Genomic DNA, 16229 nt, shown 5'->3' on the forward strand with positions numbered 1-16229 from the left:
CCGCCAAGATGTTCAATGTCACCGGCTGGAAGATCGGCTGGGCGTGTGGCCCGGCCGATCTCATCGCAGGGGTGCGGTCGGCCATGCCGGGATAGGACGCGAGCGGGATGTGGCGGCGGCCGTCAAAGACGAGGTGCTCGTAGACCTCGTCGGTGATCACCAGTAGGTCGGCCTCGACAGCCAGGGCCGCCAGCGCCCGCAGCTCGTCGTCGCCGGCCACCATGCCGGTGGGGTTGTGCGGTGAGTTGACGATCAGCGCCTTGGTTTTCGGTGTGATCGCCCGGCGCAGCCCGTCGACGTCGATCCGGAAGCCACTGCCCTCCTGGATCATCGGCACGGCGCGGCGCTCGCAGCCTGCCATCGCGATCACCGGGGAGTAGGAGTCGTAGAACGGCTCGATCAGCAGCACCTCCGAGCCGGGTTCGATTAGCCCGATGACCGAGGCCGCGATCGCCTCGGTGGCGCCGACAGTGACCAGCACCTCGGTGTCCGGGTCATAGGTGCTGCCGTACGTGCGTTCCCGCTGGGCGGCAATCGCCTCGCGCAGCGGTGCGATGCCCAGGCCGGGCGGGTACTGATTGGCGCCGCCGGCGATCGCGTTCTCGGCGATCTTGAGCATCTCCGGCGGACCGTCCTCGTCGGGGAATCCCTGGCCGAGGTTGACGGCGCCGATGCGGGCGGCCAGCGCCGACATCTCGGCGAAGATCGTCACCGCGTACGGCTGCAACCGTCTGACTGTCACGGTTATCGAGCGTAATGCCGCTGCGAACGTGGGTTATCGTCACGCAAATCCCGCCATTCGGGTGCGGGTAACCCACGTTCGGCGGGTGCGACGGCCGCCCAACCAACAGGTTGGTCTGGGCTGTTACGCTCGGGCGCATGTCTGAAGAAGCCTTCATCTACGAGGCGATCCGTACGCCTCGCGGCAAGAACAAGAACGGCGCGCTCAACGAGGTCAAGCCCGTCAACCTGGTTGTCGGCCTGATCGAGGAGATCCGCGCCCGCTATCCCGACCTCGACGAGACGCTGATCAGCGACGTCATCCTCGGTTGCGTGTCACCCGTCGGCGACCAGGGCGGCGACATCGCCCGCACCGCGGCGCTGGTGGCCAACCTGCCGGAGACCACCGGCGGGTTCCAGCTCAACCGGTTCTGCGCCTCGGGCCTCGAGGCCGTCAACACCGCCGCCCAGAAAGTCCGGTCCGGATGGGACGACCTAGTGCTCGCGGGCGGTGTCGAGTCGATGAGCCGCGTCCCGATGGGCTCCGACGGCGGCGCGTGGGCGTCCGACCCCGAAACCAACTACCGCATCGGCTTCGTGCCGCAGGGCATCGGCGCCGACCTGATCGCCACGATCGAAGGCTTCTCCCGCGAGGACGTCGACCGCTACGCGCTGCGCAGTCAGGAGAAGGCCGCCGCGGCCTGGTCGGGCGGCTACTTCGCCAAGTCCGTCGTCCCGGTCAAGGACCAGAACGGCCTCGTCATCCTCGACCACGACGAGCACATGCGGCCCGACACCACGCTCGAGGGCCTTGGTCAGCTCAAGACCGCTTTCGACGGTGTCGGCGCGATGGGCGGCTTCGACGACGTGGCGCTGCAGAAGTATCACTTCGTCGAGAAGATCAACCACGTCCACACCGGCGGCAACAGCTCGGGCATCGTCGACGGCGCCGCGCTGGTGCTCGTCGGCAGTGAAAAGGCCGGCACATCGCAGGGTCTGACCCCCCGCGCGCGCATTGTGGCCACCGCCACCAGTGGCGCCGATCCGGTCATCATGCTCACCGGTCCGACGCCGGCCACCCGCAAGGTGCTGGACCGCGCCGGTCTGACGGTCGACGACATCGACCTGTTCGAGCTGAACGAGGCGTTCGCCTCGGTGGTGCTGAAGTTCCAGAAGGACCTGAACATCCCCGACGAGAAGCTCAACGTCAATGGTGGCGCCATCGCGATGGGCCACCCGCTGGGCGCCACCGGCGCCATGATCACCGGAACCATGGTCGACGAGCTCGAGCGTCGTAACGCGCGGCGTGCGCTGATCACGCTGTGCATCGGCGGCGGCATGGGCGTGGCCACCATCATCGAGCGCGTCTGAGCGCGGGTTTAAGGAAAAGCAATGGCAGAGAACACTATTCAGTGGGACAAGGATGCCGACGGCATCGTCACCCTGACGCTGGACGACCCGACCGGTTCGGCCAACGTGATGAACGAGCACTACACCGAGTCGATGCACAACGCGGTCGAACGCCTTGTTGCAGAGAAGGACTCGATCACCGGTGTCGTCATCACCAGCGCGAAGAAGACCTTCTTCGCCGGCGGTGACCTCAAGGGCATGATCAACCTCGGCCCGGACAACGCTGCCGAGGCGTTCGCCACACCTGAGGCGATCAAGGCCGACCTGCGCAAGCTCGAGACGCTGGGCAAGCCGGTCGTCGCGGCGATCAACGGCGCCGCGCTCGGCGGCGGCCTGGAGATCGCGCTGGCCTGCCACCACCGAATCATCGCGGACGTGAAGGGCGCCGTCGTCGGCTTCCCCGAGGTCACGCTGGGCCTGCTGCCCGGCGGCGGCGGTGTCGCCCGCAGCGTGCGGATGTTCGGCATCCAGAAGGCCTTCATGGAGGTGCTGTCGCAGGGCACTCGGTTCAAGCCGGGCAAGGCCAAGGAGGTCGGCCTGGTCGACGAGGTCCTGCCGACGGTCGACGAGCTGGTGCCCGCCGCCAAGGCGTGGATCAAGGCCAACCCCGACGCACATACCCAGCCGTGGGATGCCAAGGGCTACAAGATGCCCGGTGGCACACCGACCAGCCCGGGCCTGGCGAGCATCCTGCCGTCGTTCCCGGCGCTGCTGAAGAAGCAATTGAAGGGTGCGCCGATGCCGGCGCCGCGGGCCATTCTCGACGCGGCCGTCGAGGGTGCGCAGGTCGACTTCGACACCGCGAGCCGCATCGAGAGCCGTTACTTCACCCAGTTGGTCACGGGGCAGACCGCCAAAAACATGATCCAGGCGTTCTTCTTCGATCTGCAGGCCATCAACGGCGGGGCGTCGCGGCCCGACGGCATCGAGCCCGTCAAGATCAACAAGATCGGTGTGCTGGGCGCGGGCATGATGGGCGCGGGTATCGCCTACGTCTCGGCCAAGGCCGGCTTCGACGTCGTGCTCAAGGACGTCAGCATCGAGGCCGCCCAGAAGGGCAAGGGCTACTCCGAGAAGTTGGAGGCCAAGGCGCTCGAACGGGGCAAGACCACCAAGGAGAAGTCCGACGCGCTGCTGGCCCGCATCACGCCGACCGCCGATCCGGCCGACCTCAAGGGCGTGGACTTCGTCATCGAGGCCGTGTTCGAGGACCAGGACCTCAAGCACAAGGTGTTCGGTGAGATCGAGGACATCGTCGAGCCCAACGCGCTGCTGGGGTCGAACACCTCGACGCTGCCGATCACCGGTCTGGCGACCGGGGTGAAGCGCCAGGAGGACTTCATCGGCATCCACTTCTTCAGCCCCGTCGACAAGATGCCGCTGGTCGAGATCATCAAGGGCGAGAAGACCTCTGACGAGGCGTTGGCCCGGGTGTTCGACTACACGCTGGCGATCGGCAAGACGCCGATCGTGGTGAACGACAGCCGCGGCTTCTTCACCAGCCGCGTGATCGGCACCTTCGTCAACGAGGCGCTGGCGATGCTCGGCGAGGGCGTCGCGCCCGCGAGCATCGAGCAGGCCGGCTCGCAGGCCGGCTACCCGGCGCCGCCGCTGCAGCTGTCCGACGAGCTCAACCTCGAGCTGATGCACAAGATCGCCGTCGCCACCCGCAAGGCCGCCGAGGCCGAGGGCAAGACGTACGAGCCGCACCCGGCGGAGGCGGTCGTCGAGAAGATGATCGAGATCGGCCGTCCGTCGCGCCTGAAGGGCGCCGGGTTCTACGAGTATGCCGACGGCAAGCGAGTCGGCCTGTGGCCGGGGCTGGCCGAGACGTTCAACTCCGGCAGCTCCTCGATCCCGTTGCAGGACATGATCGATCGCATGCTGTTCGCCGAGGCGCTGGAGACCCAGAAGTGCCTCGACGAGGGCGTGCTGACCTCGACCGCCGACGCGAACATCGGCTCGATCATGGGTATCGGCTTCCCGCCGTACACCGGTGGTTCGGCGCAGTTCATCGTCGGCTACCAGGGTCCCGGCGGTCTCGGCAAGGAGGCCTTCGTGGCCCGCGCCAAGGAGCTGGCCGCCAAGTACGGCGAACGGTTCAACCCGCCGTCGTCGCTGCTCTGACGAACTAAACGGGCCGAGCGCTCACTCTTGTACGGTTCTCCACCGAGGATTCGTACAGGGTGGGCGCTCGCCGCTTCCCCGTCCCGGTGCGGGTGATTCGCTAGATTGGCGCCGTGCCGGAAAGCTTCACCGAAAGGTTCGCGGCCGGGCTGGCCCGCTACGGCGACAACCCCTGTATCGAGTTCGAGGGACGTTGGTACAGCGGACACGAGGTGAGCGCCTATGGCCGCGCCATCGCGCAGGCGCTGCGGGATGCTGGTGTCGCCGACGACGCCCCCGTCGGCCTCGTGGTCAGGAACCGGTTGGCGCACGCCGCGGCGATTATCGGGTTCCTCGCCGCGGGACGCACGGTGTCGATGATCTACTCGTTCCAGTCGCCCGAGTCGATCGCCCGCGACATCGAGATGCTCAGGCTGTCGGCAATCGTCGCCGACGTCGAGGACTGGACTGCGCCGGTCGTGGAGGCCGCGCGGCGGGCGGGCAGCGCGGGCGTGGCGATAGCCGGTCGGCAGCCGAACGTCGCCACGGTGCCCCGGCTGCAACGTCGCGACCCGCAACACACTCACGCCGACGCCGAACCCGGTGCGGCACTGCAGATCCTGACCAGCGGCACGACGGGACCGCCGAAGCGGCAGTCGATCAAGACCGCGGTGCTCGAGCGGACCGTGTTCAGCGTGACCAGCGGGGAGGCCGCACCCGCCGACGCTCCGCCAGAACTCGCGTACTGGCAGTTCGGCGGAATCGGCGTGTGCCAATTGATCGCCGGCGTGTACAACGGCAGGCGCATCGCGATGCTCGAACGATTCACCGTCGACGATTATGTGGACATGGTGAGGCGCCACCGCATCACACGCTCGGGTGTGCAGCCCGCCGTCATCCGGATGCTGCTGGACGCCGACGTCGCCAAGGAGGATCTCGCGTCGCTGACCTTTCTGATCAGCGCGTCGGGACCACTGGACCCCGAGACCCGCGATGAGTTCGAGGCCAAGTACGGCATTCCGATCGTGCTGGCTTACGGGGCAACGGAATTCGCGGGATCGCTGTGCGCATGGACCCCCGATATGTTGCAGGAGTTCGGCTCGGCCAAGCGCAACAGCGTCGGCAGACCCTTGCCGGATGTGCAGGTGCGCATCGTTGACCCCGACAACGGGGTAGAGCTCACCGTCGGTGAGCCCGGGCTGCTGGAGGCCAAGGTCGCGCCGATCGGCCCGGACTGGATTCGTACCACCGACGTCGCATCCATCGACGCCGACGGTTTCGTCACTCTCCACGGTAGGGCTGACGGCGCCATCAATCGGGGCGGGTTCAAGATTCTCCCGGAAACCGTTCGGCGCGTGCTGATCTCGCATCCGTCCGTCCGCGACGCCTGTGTGGTCGGGGTCCGCGACGCGCGCCTCGGCGAGGTGCCTGCCGCGGCGATCGAGGTGTTTCCGGGGCTGCCGGTGCCCTCGGACGAGGAGCTCGCCGCGCTGGTCCGCCGATCGCTACCGGTGTACAACGTGCCCGTGGCGTTCACGGTCGTCGACGAACTACCGCGCAACCCGGCGCTGAAGGTGAGCTTTCCCGCCGTCGCCGCGCTGTTCGAGCCGCGCTAGAACGCCCCGAGGTCCGAGGACAGCCAGTGCTGCGGCTTCATGAAGATCACGACGCTGGCGCCGTGCTCGCGGCGGGCGTACTCGAGGTAGGCGTCGACCTTGTCGGGCGGCATATAGCGTTTGGTCACCTCGACGAGCTGCTCGTCGGTGGCCGGCTCGATGCGGCTGACCGGGCCGTCGACGGCCACGTACCGAACCGTCGGCTCGAGCCGCTCAACCATCAGCGTGAACTCGCCCTGGGTCTCGATGAGCCGATGCTTTCGGGAGCCGTCGCCGGTGAGCACCCACGGCTCGCCACCGGGAGAGTACTGGTACCAGATCGGAACGGTCAGCGGACCGCGCTTGTCACCCGCCGATACCGACAGCGCGGCAATGTGCGGTTCGGCCAGAAATTGTTCGCGTTCGTCTTTGGAGAGGGCCATGGCCTTCACGCTAGACCCGACATCCGTCAGGCCGGTGGGCTCAGGTCAGCAGCCGACCCGCGAGAAGAACGCCACGGCGACGAGGCCGATCACGAACGCCACCTGGGGCTGACCCATCGCCAGGGTGCTCGCGACGCCCGCGATCGCAGCGATCGCGATGACGGCGAGCAGAAGCATGCGGAACCACCGGACGTGGTGGTGAGCGGCGCCGCCGGCCCGCACGTGGTGCGATTCCATTCCCGTCGCTGGGTCACGGACCACGCCGACCTCCTTGTGGCTCACATCACACAAAATACTGCTTTGTGAGCCACACCATACAACACCTGATGGCGAACGCAAACGCGCACGCGGCGATGTTCGCGTTGCAGGCCGATAACGGCCCGGCCACCGCTTTTGTGGGAGACACGGCGACGTGATCCGCAGTTAATTCGAAAGCTGAGCTAACAATGACGGACCTGTGCCTCGGCGCCTACCGCATCGAGATGCTCGGGTTCATGGCTGACTACGACGTGATCGTGGGACTGCCCGTCGGTGTGCAGATCGCGGGCCCGACCGTGGGAGGACGGAACGGCGCTCGCGGCAGCGGCTCGGCTGGAAACGGCGCTGGGAGGATGGCGTCCTCCGCCGCTGGTTGCATAGAGTCGTGAGCCATGCGCTTCGGACTGTTCATCCCGCAGGGCTGGCGACTCGATCTGATCGACATTCCCCCCGCAGAGCAGTGGGCGGTGATGCGCGACCTCGCCGAGTACGCCGACGGCAGCGGAGCGTGGGACTCGCTGTGGGTGTACGACCACTTCCACACCGTGCCGGTGCCCACGTCCGAGGCCACCCACGAGGCGTGGACCCTGATGGCCGCCTACGCCGCGACGACATCGCGCATCAAGCTCGGCCAGATGTGCACCGCGATGGGCTATCGCAACCCGGCGTATCTGGCCAAGGTCGCCGCCACCGCCGACGTCATCTCCGGAGGCCGCATCCAGATGGGCATCGGCGGCGGATGGTACGAACACGAGTGGCGCGCTTACGGTTACGGGTTCCCGTCGGCGGGCGAGCGACTGGGCCGACTCGACGAGGGAGTGCGGATCATGCGCGACGCCTGGCGTGACGGGACGGTCAGCCTCGACGGCAAGCACTATCAGGTGTCCGGGGCGATCGTCGAACCGAAGCCCTTACAGGACAACGGGATTCCACTGTGGATTGCCGGCGGCGGCGAGAAGGTCACGCTGAAGATCGCGGCGAAATACGCGCAGTACACCAACTTCACCTGCGAGCCGGGAGGATTCACCCATAAGTCACAGGTGCTCGCCGACCACTGCCGTGACGTCGGCACCGACTACGACGCGATCGTGCGCTCGGCCAACTTCAACGCCGTGATCGGCGAATCGGAGTCCGACGTCAAGGACCGGGTGGCGAGGCTGCGCGCCCGGCAGGTCACCAAGGCCGACGAGTCGGCGGTCGACGCGATGCTGAGCACCGTGTCCGCGCCCGAGTCGGCAAGCGGCACACCCGAGCAGGTGGTCGAGAAGCTCGAAAAGATGCGCGGACTCGGCTGCGAATACGCCATCCTCTACTTCCCGGAGGCCGCGTACGACCGCTCCGGTATCGAACTATTCGAGCAGAAGGTGATCCCCGCCCTGAGCTAGGGATACGAAAGACGTACCACGACGGGACTCAAAGGGGCTCGCTTGGTGTTGTGGTGGTCATCAGCCGAGAGGAACGCCGCCATGACAGAGAACATCACCGCTGTGGTGACCGGGGCCAACCGAGGACTCGGGCGCCGGCTCGCGGCCGAGCTGGTGTCGCGCGGTGCCAAGGTCTACGCCGGGGCCAGGAATCCCGCGACCGTCGACCTGCCCGGCGTGGTTCCGATCCAGCTCGACATCACCGATCCGGAGTCGGTACGTCGCGCGGCAGAGACCGCCGACGACGTCACGGTGCTGGTGAACAATGCCGGAGTGTCGACGAGGGCGGGCCTGCTGAGCGGACCGATCGAGGACATCCGGCTGGAGATGGACACGCACTACTTCGGTACGCTCAACGTCGTCCGCGCCTTCGTGCCCGTCATCGAGAAGAACGGCGGCGGGTCGATACTGAACATCCTGTCGGTGCTCTCCTGGTATCACTCGCCGACGTCGGGCGCCTATTCGGCGGCCAAGGCCGCGGCCTGGGCGATGACCGATGCACTGCGAACGGAGTTGGCGCCGCGAGGAATTCACGTCTCGGCGCTGCACGTGGGCTATATGGACACGGACATGGTCAGCTACATCCCCGCGGAGCAGAAGATCGATCCGTCGGTGGTCGCCGAGCAGGCCATCACCGGTCTGCTGAACGCCGATGCGGAGATCCTCGCCGACGACCTGTCGCGTTCGGTGAAGGCTTCGCTCTCGACCGCGAACACCTGATCACGGCGTCGGCGGAATCGGTCCTTCCGGCGGTATCGCGGGTCCGGGTGCGGGGGTGTCGTAGTAGCCGGGCGGCGGCGGGCCGTTCAGGGGGTAGTACCCCGGCGGCAGCGGTGGACCGCCCTGTTCCGGCGGTGCGACCGGCGGGCCGTTGGACTCCGGAGCGTTGATCGAGGTGTAGCCGGGCGGCAGCTGCGGCGCGGGCCCCGCGCCGGGTGGCGGCGCCGCCCCGACCGGCCTCTGACCGGGCGGCATCGCGGTGAACCCGTACGGGTCCTGGGCCTGGTGCCAGGCGTCCCGGAGGAAGCCGAGCGGACCTGGGCTCGAGCCCTGACCGTACTGCGGGTTCTGGATTTCGGGCACGGGTGGTGGGCCGACAGGGGGCGGCGCCGGCGGGGGATCTGCCGTGTCGACAGGGGCCGCGTAGGGCTGACCGGGCGACGGCGGCGCGCCGGGCGCTCCGGGAACTTGCGGGACCTCGGGATTCGCCGAAGCGAAACCGGCCGAAGCCAGCGCACCCAGGCCGACAGCGATGCCGACGAGCCCGAACTTGGCCGCCTGGACGGACGTGGCGCGACGGCGTCTGGTCATGGGTAAGCAGGCTAGCGCCTCGGTGTCGCGGGCGCTCAGTTACGACGGTGTCGGTGCGACCGCCGGCGGCGTGTGCGCCGTCATTAAGATTGGCTTTTCGGCCGAAGTGCGAATCGACCAGCCCTCGATAGGAAGCCCGCGATGAACAAGACCTCGCTGACCGCGCTCGTACGTGAGCAACTCGAGACGGCACGCGCCGCCAGCAGCGGCCGCAGCGCGCACACCGTGTACGGCGGCCACGAGCATTCGCTGCGTCAGACGTTGATCGCGCTGACCGCCGGCAGTCGACTCGACGAACACGAGACCAACGGTGAGGCCACGCTGCAGGTGTTGGCGGGACGCGTTCGGCTGACCCAGGACACGACCAACTGGGAGGGCTCGGCGGGTGATCACATCGTCGTGCCGAAATCCCGGCACGGCCTGCAGGCGCTCGAGGATTCCGCGGTGCTGCTGACGGTGTCGAACCCGGTGGGTCCGCACGTTTAGGAATTAGATCGTCGGCCCCAACAGGTCGTCGGCGTCCTTGATGACGTAGCCGTAGCCCTGCTCGGCGAGGAATCGCTGGCGGTGCGCGGCGTACTCGGCGTCGAGGCTGTCGCGGCTGACCACGGAGTAGAAGATCGCACCGCCGCCGTCGGCCTTGGGCCGCAGCAGTCGGCCCAGCCGCTGCGCCTCTTCCTGACGCGAGCCGAAGGTTCCCGAAACCTGCACGGCGACACTGGCTTCCGGTAAGTCGATGGAGAAGTTGGCGACCTTCGACACCACGAGCGTGGAGATGTCGCCGCGACGGAACTGATCGAACAGCGCCTCGCGTTCGGCCGTCTTGGTCGAGCCCTGGATCACCGGTGCGTCGAGCTCCTGGCCGAGCTCCTCGAGCTGGTCCAGATAGGCGCCGATCACCAGCGTCTGTTCACCCTTGTGCTTGTCGAGAATCGACTTGACCACAGCGATCTTCGTGTGCGCCGTCGAGCACAGCTTGTACCGCTCGTCGGGTTCGGCGGTCGCGTACAGCATCCGCTCGTTGTCGGTCATCGTCACGCGCACCTCGACGCATTCGGCCGGTGCGATCCAACCCTGCGCCTCGATGTCCTTCCACGGCGCGTCGTACCTCTTCGGGCCGATCAACGAGAACACGTCGCCCTCGCGGCCGTCCTCGCGAATCAGCGTGGCGGTCAGGCCGAGTCGGCGACGTGACTGCAGATCGGCCGTCATCCGAAACACCGGCGCGGGCAACAGGTGCACCTCGTCGTAGATGATCAGGCCCCAGTCGCGGCTGTCGAACAGTTCCAGGTGGCGGTATTCGCCCTTGGTACGACGCGTGATCACCTGATAGGTCGCAATCGTCACCGGGCGAATTTCCTTGCGTTCACCGGAGTATTCGCCGATCTCGTCCTCGGTGAGCGAGGTCCGGTTGATCAGTTCGCGCTTCCACTGCCTGCCCGCGACGGTGTTGGTCACCAGGATCAGCGTGGTGGCCGAGGCCTTCGCCATCGCGGCGGCGCCGACGAGCGTCTTACCCGCACCGCAGGGCAGCACGACGACGCCGGATCCGCCCTCCCAGAACGAATCCGTGGCCATCTGCTGGTAGTCGCGCAGATGCCAGCCGTTCTCGGCCAGGCTGATCGGGTGCTTCTCGCCGTCGACATAACCGGCGAGATCCTCTGCGGGCCAGCCGATCTTGAGCAGCATCTGCTTGACGCGGCCGCGTTCGCTGGCGTGCACGATCACGGTGTCGTCGTCGATGCGGGCGCCAAGCATCGGTGCGATCTTCTTGTTGCGCAGCACCTCCTCGAGCACCGCGCGGTCCAGGCTCACCAGGGTCAGGCCGTGCACCGGGCTCTTCACCAGTTGCAGGCGCCCGTAGCGGGCCATCGTGTCGACGATGTCGACGAGCAGCGGTTGCGGCACCGCATACCGGGAGAACGACACCAGCGCGTCGACGACCTGTTCGGCGTCGTGCCCCGCGGCGCGGGCGTTCCACAGTGCCAGCGGGGTGATCCGGTAGGTGTGCATGTGCTCCGGCGCACGCTCGAGTTCGGCGAACGGGGCGATCGCGGCGCGCGCGGCGCCCGCCTGTTCATGGTCGACCTCGAGCAGCACCGTCTTGTCGGACTGCACGATAAGGGGGCCGTCGGTCATTTTGTCCATTATCCAGAACCCCCGGACGTGCCCATCGGTGAGCGACCGTGTTTGACCGCCGCCATGCAGTGTGAGCTGGTATTTTGCGGGTCCCTTGCGCCCTATTGTTCGTCGGCGGCGACCACGGAGGTGACCCGGTGGATGGCGAAGTCGCGTACCCGGCCCGAGGCGGGGTCGTAGGCGGTCAACTGTCCGCCGCGCACGTTGATCGGCGCGACGACTCGCTGCGTGGCCACCCCGGCGGGGTCGACGTAGCCGATCACGACCGAGGCCTGGGTATGGGCGGCCTCCTGCAACTGGCTGATCGCGACTGCGGGGTCCAACCGCAGACCGCCCGTGGGGGCGGCCGCCACCTTGCGCAGCACCGACACGATGGCGCCGAGCGTCTGGCTGGTGGGGGTCGGGGCCAGACGGTAGGTACGCCGTCGTCCCGGCGGGGCGGGTACCCGCGCGCCGCGGGCCCGGATGTCGACGATCGTGCCGGTCGAGTCCTCGGCCGCCGGTGCGAAGCCGGCCTGACGCAGCGCGGCGAGCACCTCGGAGATCGGGGCCTGCGATACCGCGACCGTCGGCGCGAGTAGACGCATCTCCAGCGGTTCGGTCGCCGGTGCGCCGACCGCCTGCGCGAGTAGCGCGGCGTCCTCGCATCGCACGAACGACGCCGCCATCCCGACCCGCAACTGCCCATGCCTGCGGGCGACGTCGTCGATCAGATACGTCAAACCTTGAGGGACAGGGGTTTTCGAGTGACATTGAAAGAATGCGTGTAACTCGCCCGCCGTCCTGCCGGTGTCGAGTGCCCGGCGGATCGAGGCCTCGCTGATCCGGTACACCATCGCCGCGCCCGCGGACTCCACGCTCGCCACCGCGGCGAGTTGTTCGGCGAGGTCCCGCTGCAGCGGACCGGGAACGATCACCGTGAGGTCGGCCTGCAACAGGAAGTGGTCGATCGGCGCGGGCAGCACCTTGTCCATGGCCTTGACCACGTCGTCGGCAGATGCGTCGGTGAGCAGTTCCCGAGCCGGGGTGGCCAGCGCGCCGCGGCCCACCAGGCCCAGCGTATGGGCCTCCGTCAACAGGTCGCCGACCGGACCGGGCTGCAAACGGACACCCCAACGCGGCCTGCGCCAGATCATCGCGCGCGACGCCTCATTTGCGTCCACCCCCGCACCCGGGGGCAGCCCGGCCAGCACCTCGAGAAGCAGTCGCCGGTCCAGTGGCGCGGCGGTGGAGAACAACGAATCCGACAGGGCGGCATAGGGTTTGCCGTCTGGTCCGCGGTGTCCGACCAGGCTCGGTCGGCCGGGCAGATCCAGCCAGGTGGTGGCCAGCAGGTGCCATTTGACCGCGGTCGGGGATTCGACGAAGCGGTCGGCGGAGACCGTCGGCGCCCAGTAGGGGCCGTCGCCTGTGTCCGGTTCCGGTTCCGGCATGCCCGCGGCGATGAGCCCGGCGGCCGCGGCCACCTCGAGGATCAGCCCGAGGCGGCGATCGTCGATGCCGGTGGTCTTGGTCAGCCGTTTGACGTCGCGCACGCCGAGCCCACCGCTGCGCAACTCGGGAACCGGTGTGGCGCCGAGTGTTTCGAGTACCACCTCGACCTCGCGCAGCAAATCGAGCGCCGCCCCCGCGGCGACTGCGTCGGCATCGGCTGCCGATGTCGTGGACACCACCGGATCGGGTTCGGTGAGCTGCACCGGCCCGGGCAGCTCACCGCGCAGCACCTGGCCGACCAGCCGCGGCAGGATCACGGTGTCCGCGTCGACCTGGCGCAGGAGGCCAGCGGCCAACAGCCGCTGCACCGGGCGGTCCGGCGGTGTGCCGGGCGCGGCGTCGCGGGTGCGGCCCATCGGCGAACCCTCGAGTAGTTTCTGCAGCAGTTCGGACTGTGCCTCGTCCAGCGTCTGTAGCCGCGCGGCGATCTGCTCGGGCGTCGCCGAGCTGTCCTCGGCCGAGGCCTGGCCGGGGTACCACGGCAGGCCTGCCGCGGCCTCGGCCGCCACCCGCACCGTCGCGTCGCCCCATACCAGCGCGCGGTCCCGAAGGTCATCGACGGCCTCGTTCACCGCGGCCTCTGGCACACGGTCGCCGATCAACTCGATGAGCTTGGTGACCGGCACACCAGCGGTATCGGCGTGCAGCACGAGCAACGCGTCGAGAACGGCCAACCGCAGAAAGTCGAGGTCATCGGTGGCGGCCTTCACCGACTGGCGCGCCTGCGCGCGGGCGGCCAGTGCGGCGATCGTCCCCGGAGGCGGTTGGGTCAGGTCGGGCCGCAACTCCAGCAGACGGATGAGCCGCTCGTCGGGGAGATCGGCCAACCAGGCGCCGAGGGGAAGGCCTGGTCTGTTCTCGGTCATCGCTGACCAGCGTAAAGGAGTGTGGCGGTGTCGCCACCGGCCGGAGCATTTGCCACAATGTGGGCGTGGCAGACAACAAAGGGAAGAAGCGGTACGTCGATCCGGGCTGGCCGGCGGTCGACGGGGACGATGACCACGCGGTGAGCGAGCTGGCCACCGACCGTACCGGCGCGCTGTCGCCCTTCGGCGAGATCACGTTCCCGCTGCCCGCGGACGAACTGCCGTACGTGCACGCGGTCACGGTCGTCAACAAGTAGGTGTCCGAGCGGCCCCGCCTCTCACACGTCGACGAGACCGGCGCGGCGCACATGGTCGACGTCACGGCGAAGGATGTCACCAAGCGCACCGCGGTCGCCGCGGGGACCCTGCACACCACCGCCGACGTCGTCGCGATGATCGCCTCGGGCGGGCTGCCCAAGGGCGACGCGCTGGCCACCGCCCGGGTCGCGGGCATCATGGCCGCCAAGCGCACCAGTGACCTCATTCCGCTGTGTCATCAGTTGGCGCTCACGGGCGTCGACGTCGAGTTCGAGATCGGCGAGGCCGCGCAATCAGGGCGAGTCGACATCACGGCGACGGTGCGCAGCACCGATCGCACCGGCGTGGAGATGGAGGCGCTGACCGCGGTGAGCGTGGCCGCGCTGACGCTTTACGACATGCTCAAGGCCGTCGATCCCGCCGCCCGCATCGACGGCGTGCGGGTGCTGCGCAAAGAGGGCGGCAAAACCGGAACGTGGACCCGCTGATGCGATCGGGGCGGGTCGTCATCGCATCCACCCGCGCCGCCGCGGGGGTATACGAGGACCGCAGCGGACCCGTCGTCGTGGACTGGCTCACCGCCCGCGATATCGAGACACCGGCACCCGTGGTCGTGCCGGACGGTGACGCGGTCGCGGAGGCGATCGCCGCCGCCGTCGTCGAAGGCGCCGACGTGGTGATCACCTCCGGCGGGACGGGAATCTCGCCGACGGACCGAACCGCCGAGGCCACCGCCGCGATGGTCGACTATCAGATCCCCGGGCTGGCCGACGCCATCCGTCGGGCCGGCGAGGACAAGGTGCCGACGTCGGTGCTCTCGCGCGGCGTATGCGGGGTCAAGGGCCGCACGCTGATCGTGAACCTGCCTGGCTCACCGGGCGGGGTCAAGGACGGCCTCGGCGTGCTCGACCGGGTTCTCGAGCATGCACTCGACCAGCTCGTTGGAAAGGACCACGAACGATGACCGCCGTCGTGCTGCGCGCCGACGTGAGCGAGGAGCCGATCGAGCTGGCCGACCACGAGGCCCTGGTCGCCAACGCCTCCGCGGGTGCGGTGGTGAGCTTCGCCGGTGTCGTGCGTGACCACGACGGCGGGCGTTCGGTGATCCGGCTTGAGTATTCGGCGCATCCCCAGGCGCCGCAGACGCTCGCGGAGGTGGCCGCTCAGGTCGCCGCGGAGGCCGACGGCGTGCGGGCGATCGCGGTCAGCCACCGCGTCGGCGTGTTGGAGATCGGCGACGCCGCGTTGGTAGCCGCGGTCGCGGCCGACCACCGCGCGGCGGCGTTCGCGACGTGCGCTCGGCTGGTCGACGTCGTCAAGGAGCGACTACCGGTGTGGAAGCACCAGTTCTTCGCCGACGGCTCCGACGAATGGGTCAACTCCGCGTAGCGACGAGTTGTCGCTGTGCCCTGTCGGCGGTCAGGCGGGCGGCGGCGCGGCCGGATCGGCCGGTGCCGGCGCAGCCGGGAGATTCGGCGCCTGGCCGCCCGGTGCGTCCGGCGTGGTGAGCGGACGCTGGGTCAGCGCCAGCAGCGCGTCCTTGCCGGTGATGTCCTGCGTCTGGATCGCATGCCAGATCTCCTTGAGGTAGGAGACGTTCGGGCTCTGGGCGCCGGCCTGTGCACGGTCGACGGTCGTTCCCGGCGGCAGGTTGTCCGGGCTCGCGAGATGCGGTACACCGCCGTCGGCCGCGAGCGGATCGGCAGCAGGCGCGGGCGGCGCCGGCGGCATCTGCGGAGCGGGCTGCAGCGCCGCATCGACGGGCAACGACCAGAGCTCGGGCTGCTCGCCGGGGACCGGCACGTCCGGTGCGACGTCCCAATTCGCGACGGACTGCGCGTCGACCGGCGGTGCCTCGGGCACCGGAGCGGCCAACGGATCGAACGGTGCGGGCGGCGCTTCTGGAACGGGCGCGGCGAGCGCGTCGAACTGCTCAGGGGCGGGCGGCGCCTGGGGAGCCGGAGCCGGCGCGGGCGGCGCTTCCGGAACGGGCGCGGCGAGCGCGTCGACGGGCGGTGCCTCGGGAACCGGGGCGGCCAGGGCATCGACGGGCGGTGCCTCGGGTGCGGGCGCCGGCGGCGCCTCGGGAGCCGGCGGCGCCTCGGGCGCCGGGGCGGCCAGCGCGTCGCCGCGCTCGCCGCGCCCGTTCCGGCAGCGCCGCCCGCGCCGGCTACGGCTCCCCCGGCGCCGCCCGCCCCTGAGCGA

General features: G+C 68.7%; 17 protein-coding genes and 1 pseudogene. 11 read left to right on the top strand and 7 right to left on the bottom strand.

All coding sequences use genetic code 11. From position 1 onward, the window contains the following. Nucleotides 1–742, bottom strand: a 742-nt coding sequence (locus A5650_RS18500) for an aminotransferase class I/II-fold pyridoxal phosphate-dependent enzyme (RefSeq protein ID WP_156744191.1), incomplete at its 3' end; no start/stop codon positions are given. 137 nt (nt 743–879) lie between these two features. On the opposite strand from A5650_RS18500, the gene A5650_RS18505 reads away from it, so the two are divergent. From A5650_RS18505 to A5650_RS18515, 3 genes are all read left to right on the top strand, one after another. Beyond that, on the top strand, nt 880–2091 hold the full coding sequence (locus A5650_RS18505) for an acetyl-CoA C-acetyltransferase (protein ID WP_064401823.1): 1212 nt from the start codon (nt 880–882) through the stop codon (nt 2089–2091). A 21-nt stretch (nt 2092–2112) separates the two neighbouring features. After that, nucleotides 2113–4257 carry a 3-hydroxyacyl-CoA dehydrogenase NAD-binding domain-containing protein gene (locus A5650_RS18510; protein ID WP_067294657.1) on the top strand — a complete coding sequence of 715 codons (2145 nt, stop codon included), beginning with the start codon at nt 2113–2115 and terminating at the stop codon, nt 4255–4257. Between the two features lie 113 nt (nt 4258–4370). Further along, entirely contained in the window at nt 4371–5852 is a 1482-nt protein-coding gene (locus A5650_RS18515; RefSeq protein ID WP_082950825.1) for a class I adenylate-forming enzyme family protein, read from the top strand. Here the strand turns inward: A5650_RS18515 and A5650_RS18520 are convergent. After that, nucleotides 5849–6274: a pyridoxamine 5'-phosphate oxidase family protein gene (locus tag A5650_RS18520; RefSeq protein WP_067294690.1), complete on the bottom strand. Its 426-nt coding sequence runs from the start codon at nt 6272–6274 to the stop codon at nt 5849–5851. The two genes, A5650_RS18515 and A5650_RS18520, sit on opposite strands and share 4 nt — an antisense overlap. Nucleotides 6275–6319: 45 nt before the next feature. After that, complete coding sequence (locus A5650_RS18525; protein ID WP_156744192.1) at nt 6320–6556, bottom strand: hypothetical protein; 237 nt, start codon at nt 6554–6556, stop codon at nt 6320–6322. 164 nt (nt 6557–6720) lie between these two features. On the opposite strand from A5650_RS18525, the gene A5650_RS18530 reads away from it, so the two are divergent. From A5650_RS18530 to A5650_RS18540, 3 genes are all read left to right on the top strand, one after another. Then, nucleotides 6721–6921 carry a hypothetical protein gene (locus A5650_RS18530; protein ID WP_067294666.1) on the top strand — a complete coding sequence of 67 codons (201 nt, stop codon included), beginning with the start codon at nt 6721–6723 and terminating at the stop codon, nt 6919–6921. 3 nt (nt 6922–6924) lie between these two features. Further along, nucleotides 6925–7917, top strand: coding sequence for an LLM class F420-dependent oxidoreductase (locus tag A5650_RS18535; RefSeq protein ID WP_067294669.1), 993 nt, complete (start codon nt 6925–6927; stop codon nt 7915–7917). An 81-nt stretch (nt 7918–7998) separates the two neighbouring features. After that, nucleotides 7999–8676 carry an SDR family oxidoreductase gene (locus tag A5650_RS18540; protein WP_067294672.1) on the top strand — a complete coding sequence of 226 codons (678 nt, stop codon included), beginning with the start codon at nt 7999–8001 and terminating at the stop codon, nt 8674–8676. On the opposite strand, the gene A5650_RS18545 is transcribed toward A5650_RS18540, so the two are convergent. Then, a complete protein-coding gene (locus A5650_RS18545; RefSeq protein WP_067294675.1) occupies nt 8677–9267 on the bottom strand; it encodes a hypothetical protein in 591 nt (196 codons plus the stop codon). A 141-nt stretch (nt 9268–9408) separates the two neighbouring features. Between A5650_RS18545 and A5650_RS18550 the strand changes: the two genes are divergently transcribed. Continuing rightward, nucleotides 9409–9753 carry a cupin domain-containing protein gene (locus tag A5650_RS18550; protein WP_067294678.1) on the top strand — a complete coding sequence of 115 codons (345 nt, stop codon included), beginning with the start codon at nt 9409–9411 and terminating at the stop codon, nt 9751–9753. A gap of 3 nt (nt 9754–9756) precedes the next feature. Here A5650_RS18550 and A5650_RS18555 read toward each other — a convergent pair whose 3' ends face one another. Together A5650_RS18555 and A5650_RS18560 are read right to left on the bottom strand one after the other, a co-directional pair. Continuing rightward, entirely contained in the window at nt 9757–11406 is a 1650-nt protein-coding gene (locus A5650_RS18555) for a DNA repair helicase XPB (RefSeq protein WP_067294694.1), read from the bottom strand. A gap of 101 nt (nt 11407–11507) precedes the next feature. Continuing rightward, on the bottom strand, nt 11508–13766 hold the full coding sequence (locus tag A5650_RS18560; RefSeq protein WP_067294681.1) for a helicase-associated domain-containing protein: 2259 nt from the start codon (nt 13764–13766) through the stop codon (nt 11508–11510). Nucleotides 13767–13831: 65 nt separating this feature from the next. Here A5650_RS18560 and A5650_RS18565 point away from each other — a divergent pair, with 65 nt between their 5' ends. The 4 genes from A5650_RS18565 to A5650_RS18580 are packed head-to-tail and all read left to right on the top strand — an operon-like array spanning nt 13832 to nt 15413. Further along, nucleotides 13832–14023, top strand: coding sequence for a hypothetical protein (locus A5650_RS18565; RefSeq protein WP_156670777.1), 192 nt, complete (start codon nt 13832–13834; stop codon nt 14021–14023). 51 nt (nt 14024–14074) lie between these two features. Then, nucleotides 14075–14512, top strand: coding sequence for a cyclic pyranopterin monophosphate synthase MoaC (gene moaC, locus A5650_RS18570; RefSeq protein ID WP_067294701.1), 438 nt, complete (start codon nt 14075–14077; stop codon nt 14510–14512). Then, nucleotides 14512–14988, top strand: a complete 477-nt coding sequence (locus tag A5650_RS18575) for a MogA/MoaB family molybdenum cofactor biosynthesis protein (RefSeq protein WP_082950827.1) — start codon at nt 14512–14514, stop codon at nt 14986–14988. Before moaC ends, A5650_RS18575 begins: the two co-directional genes overlap by 1 nt. Next, the gene (locus A5650_RS18580) at nt 14985–15413 is read left to right on the top strand and encodes a molybdenum cofactor biosynthesis protein MoaE (protein ID WP_067294687.1); all 429 of its coding nucleotides are present in this window, start codon (nt 14985–14987) and stop codon (nt 15411–15413) included. Before A5650_RS18575 ends, A5650_RS18580 begins: the two co-directional genes overlap by 4 nt. 30 nt (nt 15414–15443) lie before the next feature. On the opposite strand, the pseudogene A5650_RS27165 reads toward A5650_RS18580, so the two are convergent. Then, nucleotides 15444–16229: pseudogene (locus A5650_RS27165) on the bottom strand (hypothetical protein); the annotation flags it as partial.

Origin of the sequence: Mycobacterium sp. 1164985.4 (assembly GCF_001668575.1) — a bacterium.
Taxonomy (GTDB): domain Bacteria; phylum Actinomycetota; class Actinomycetes; order Mycobacteriales; family Mycobacteriaceae; genus Mycobacterium.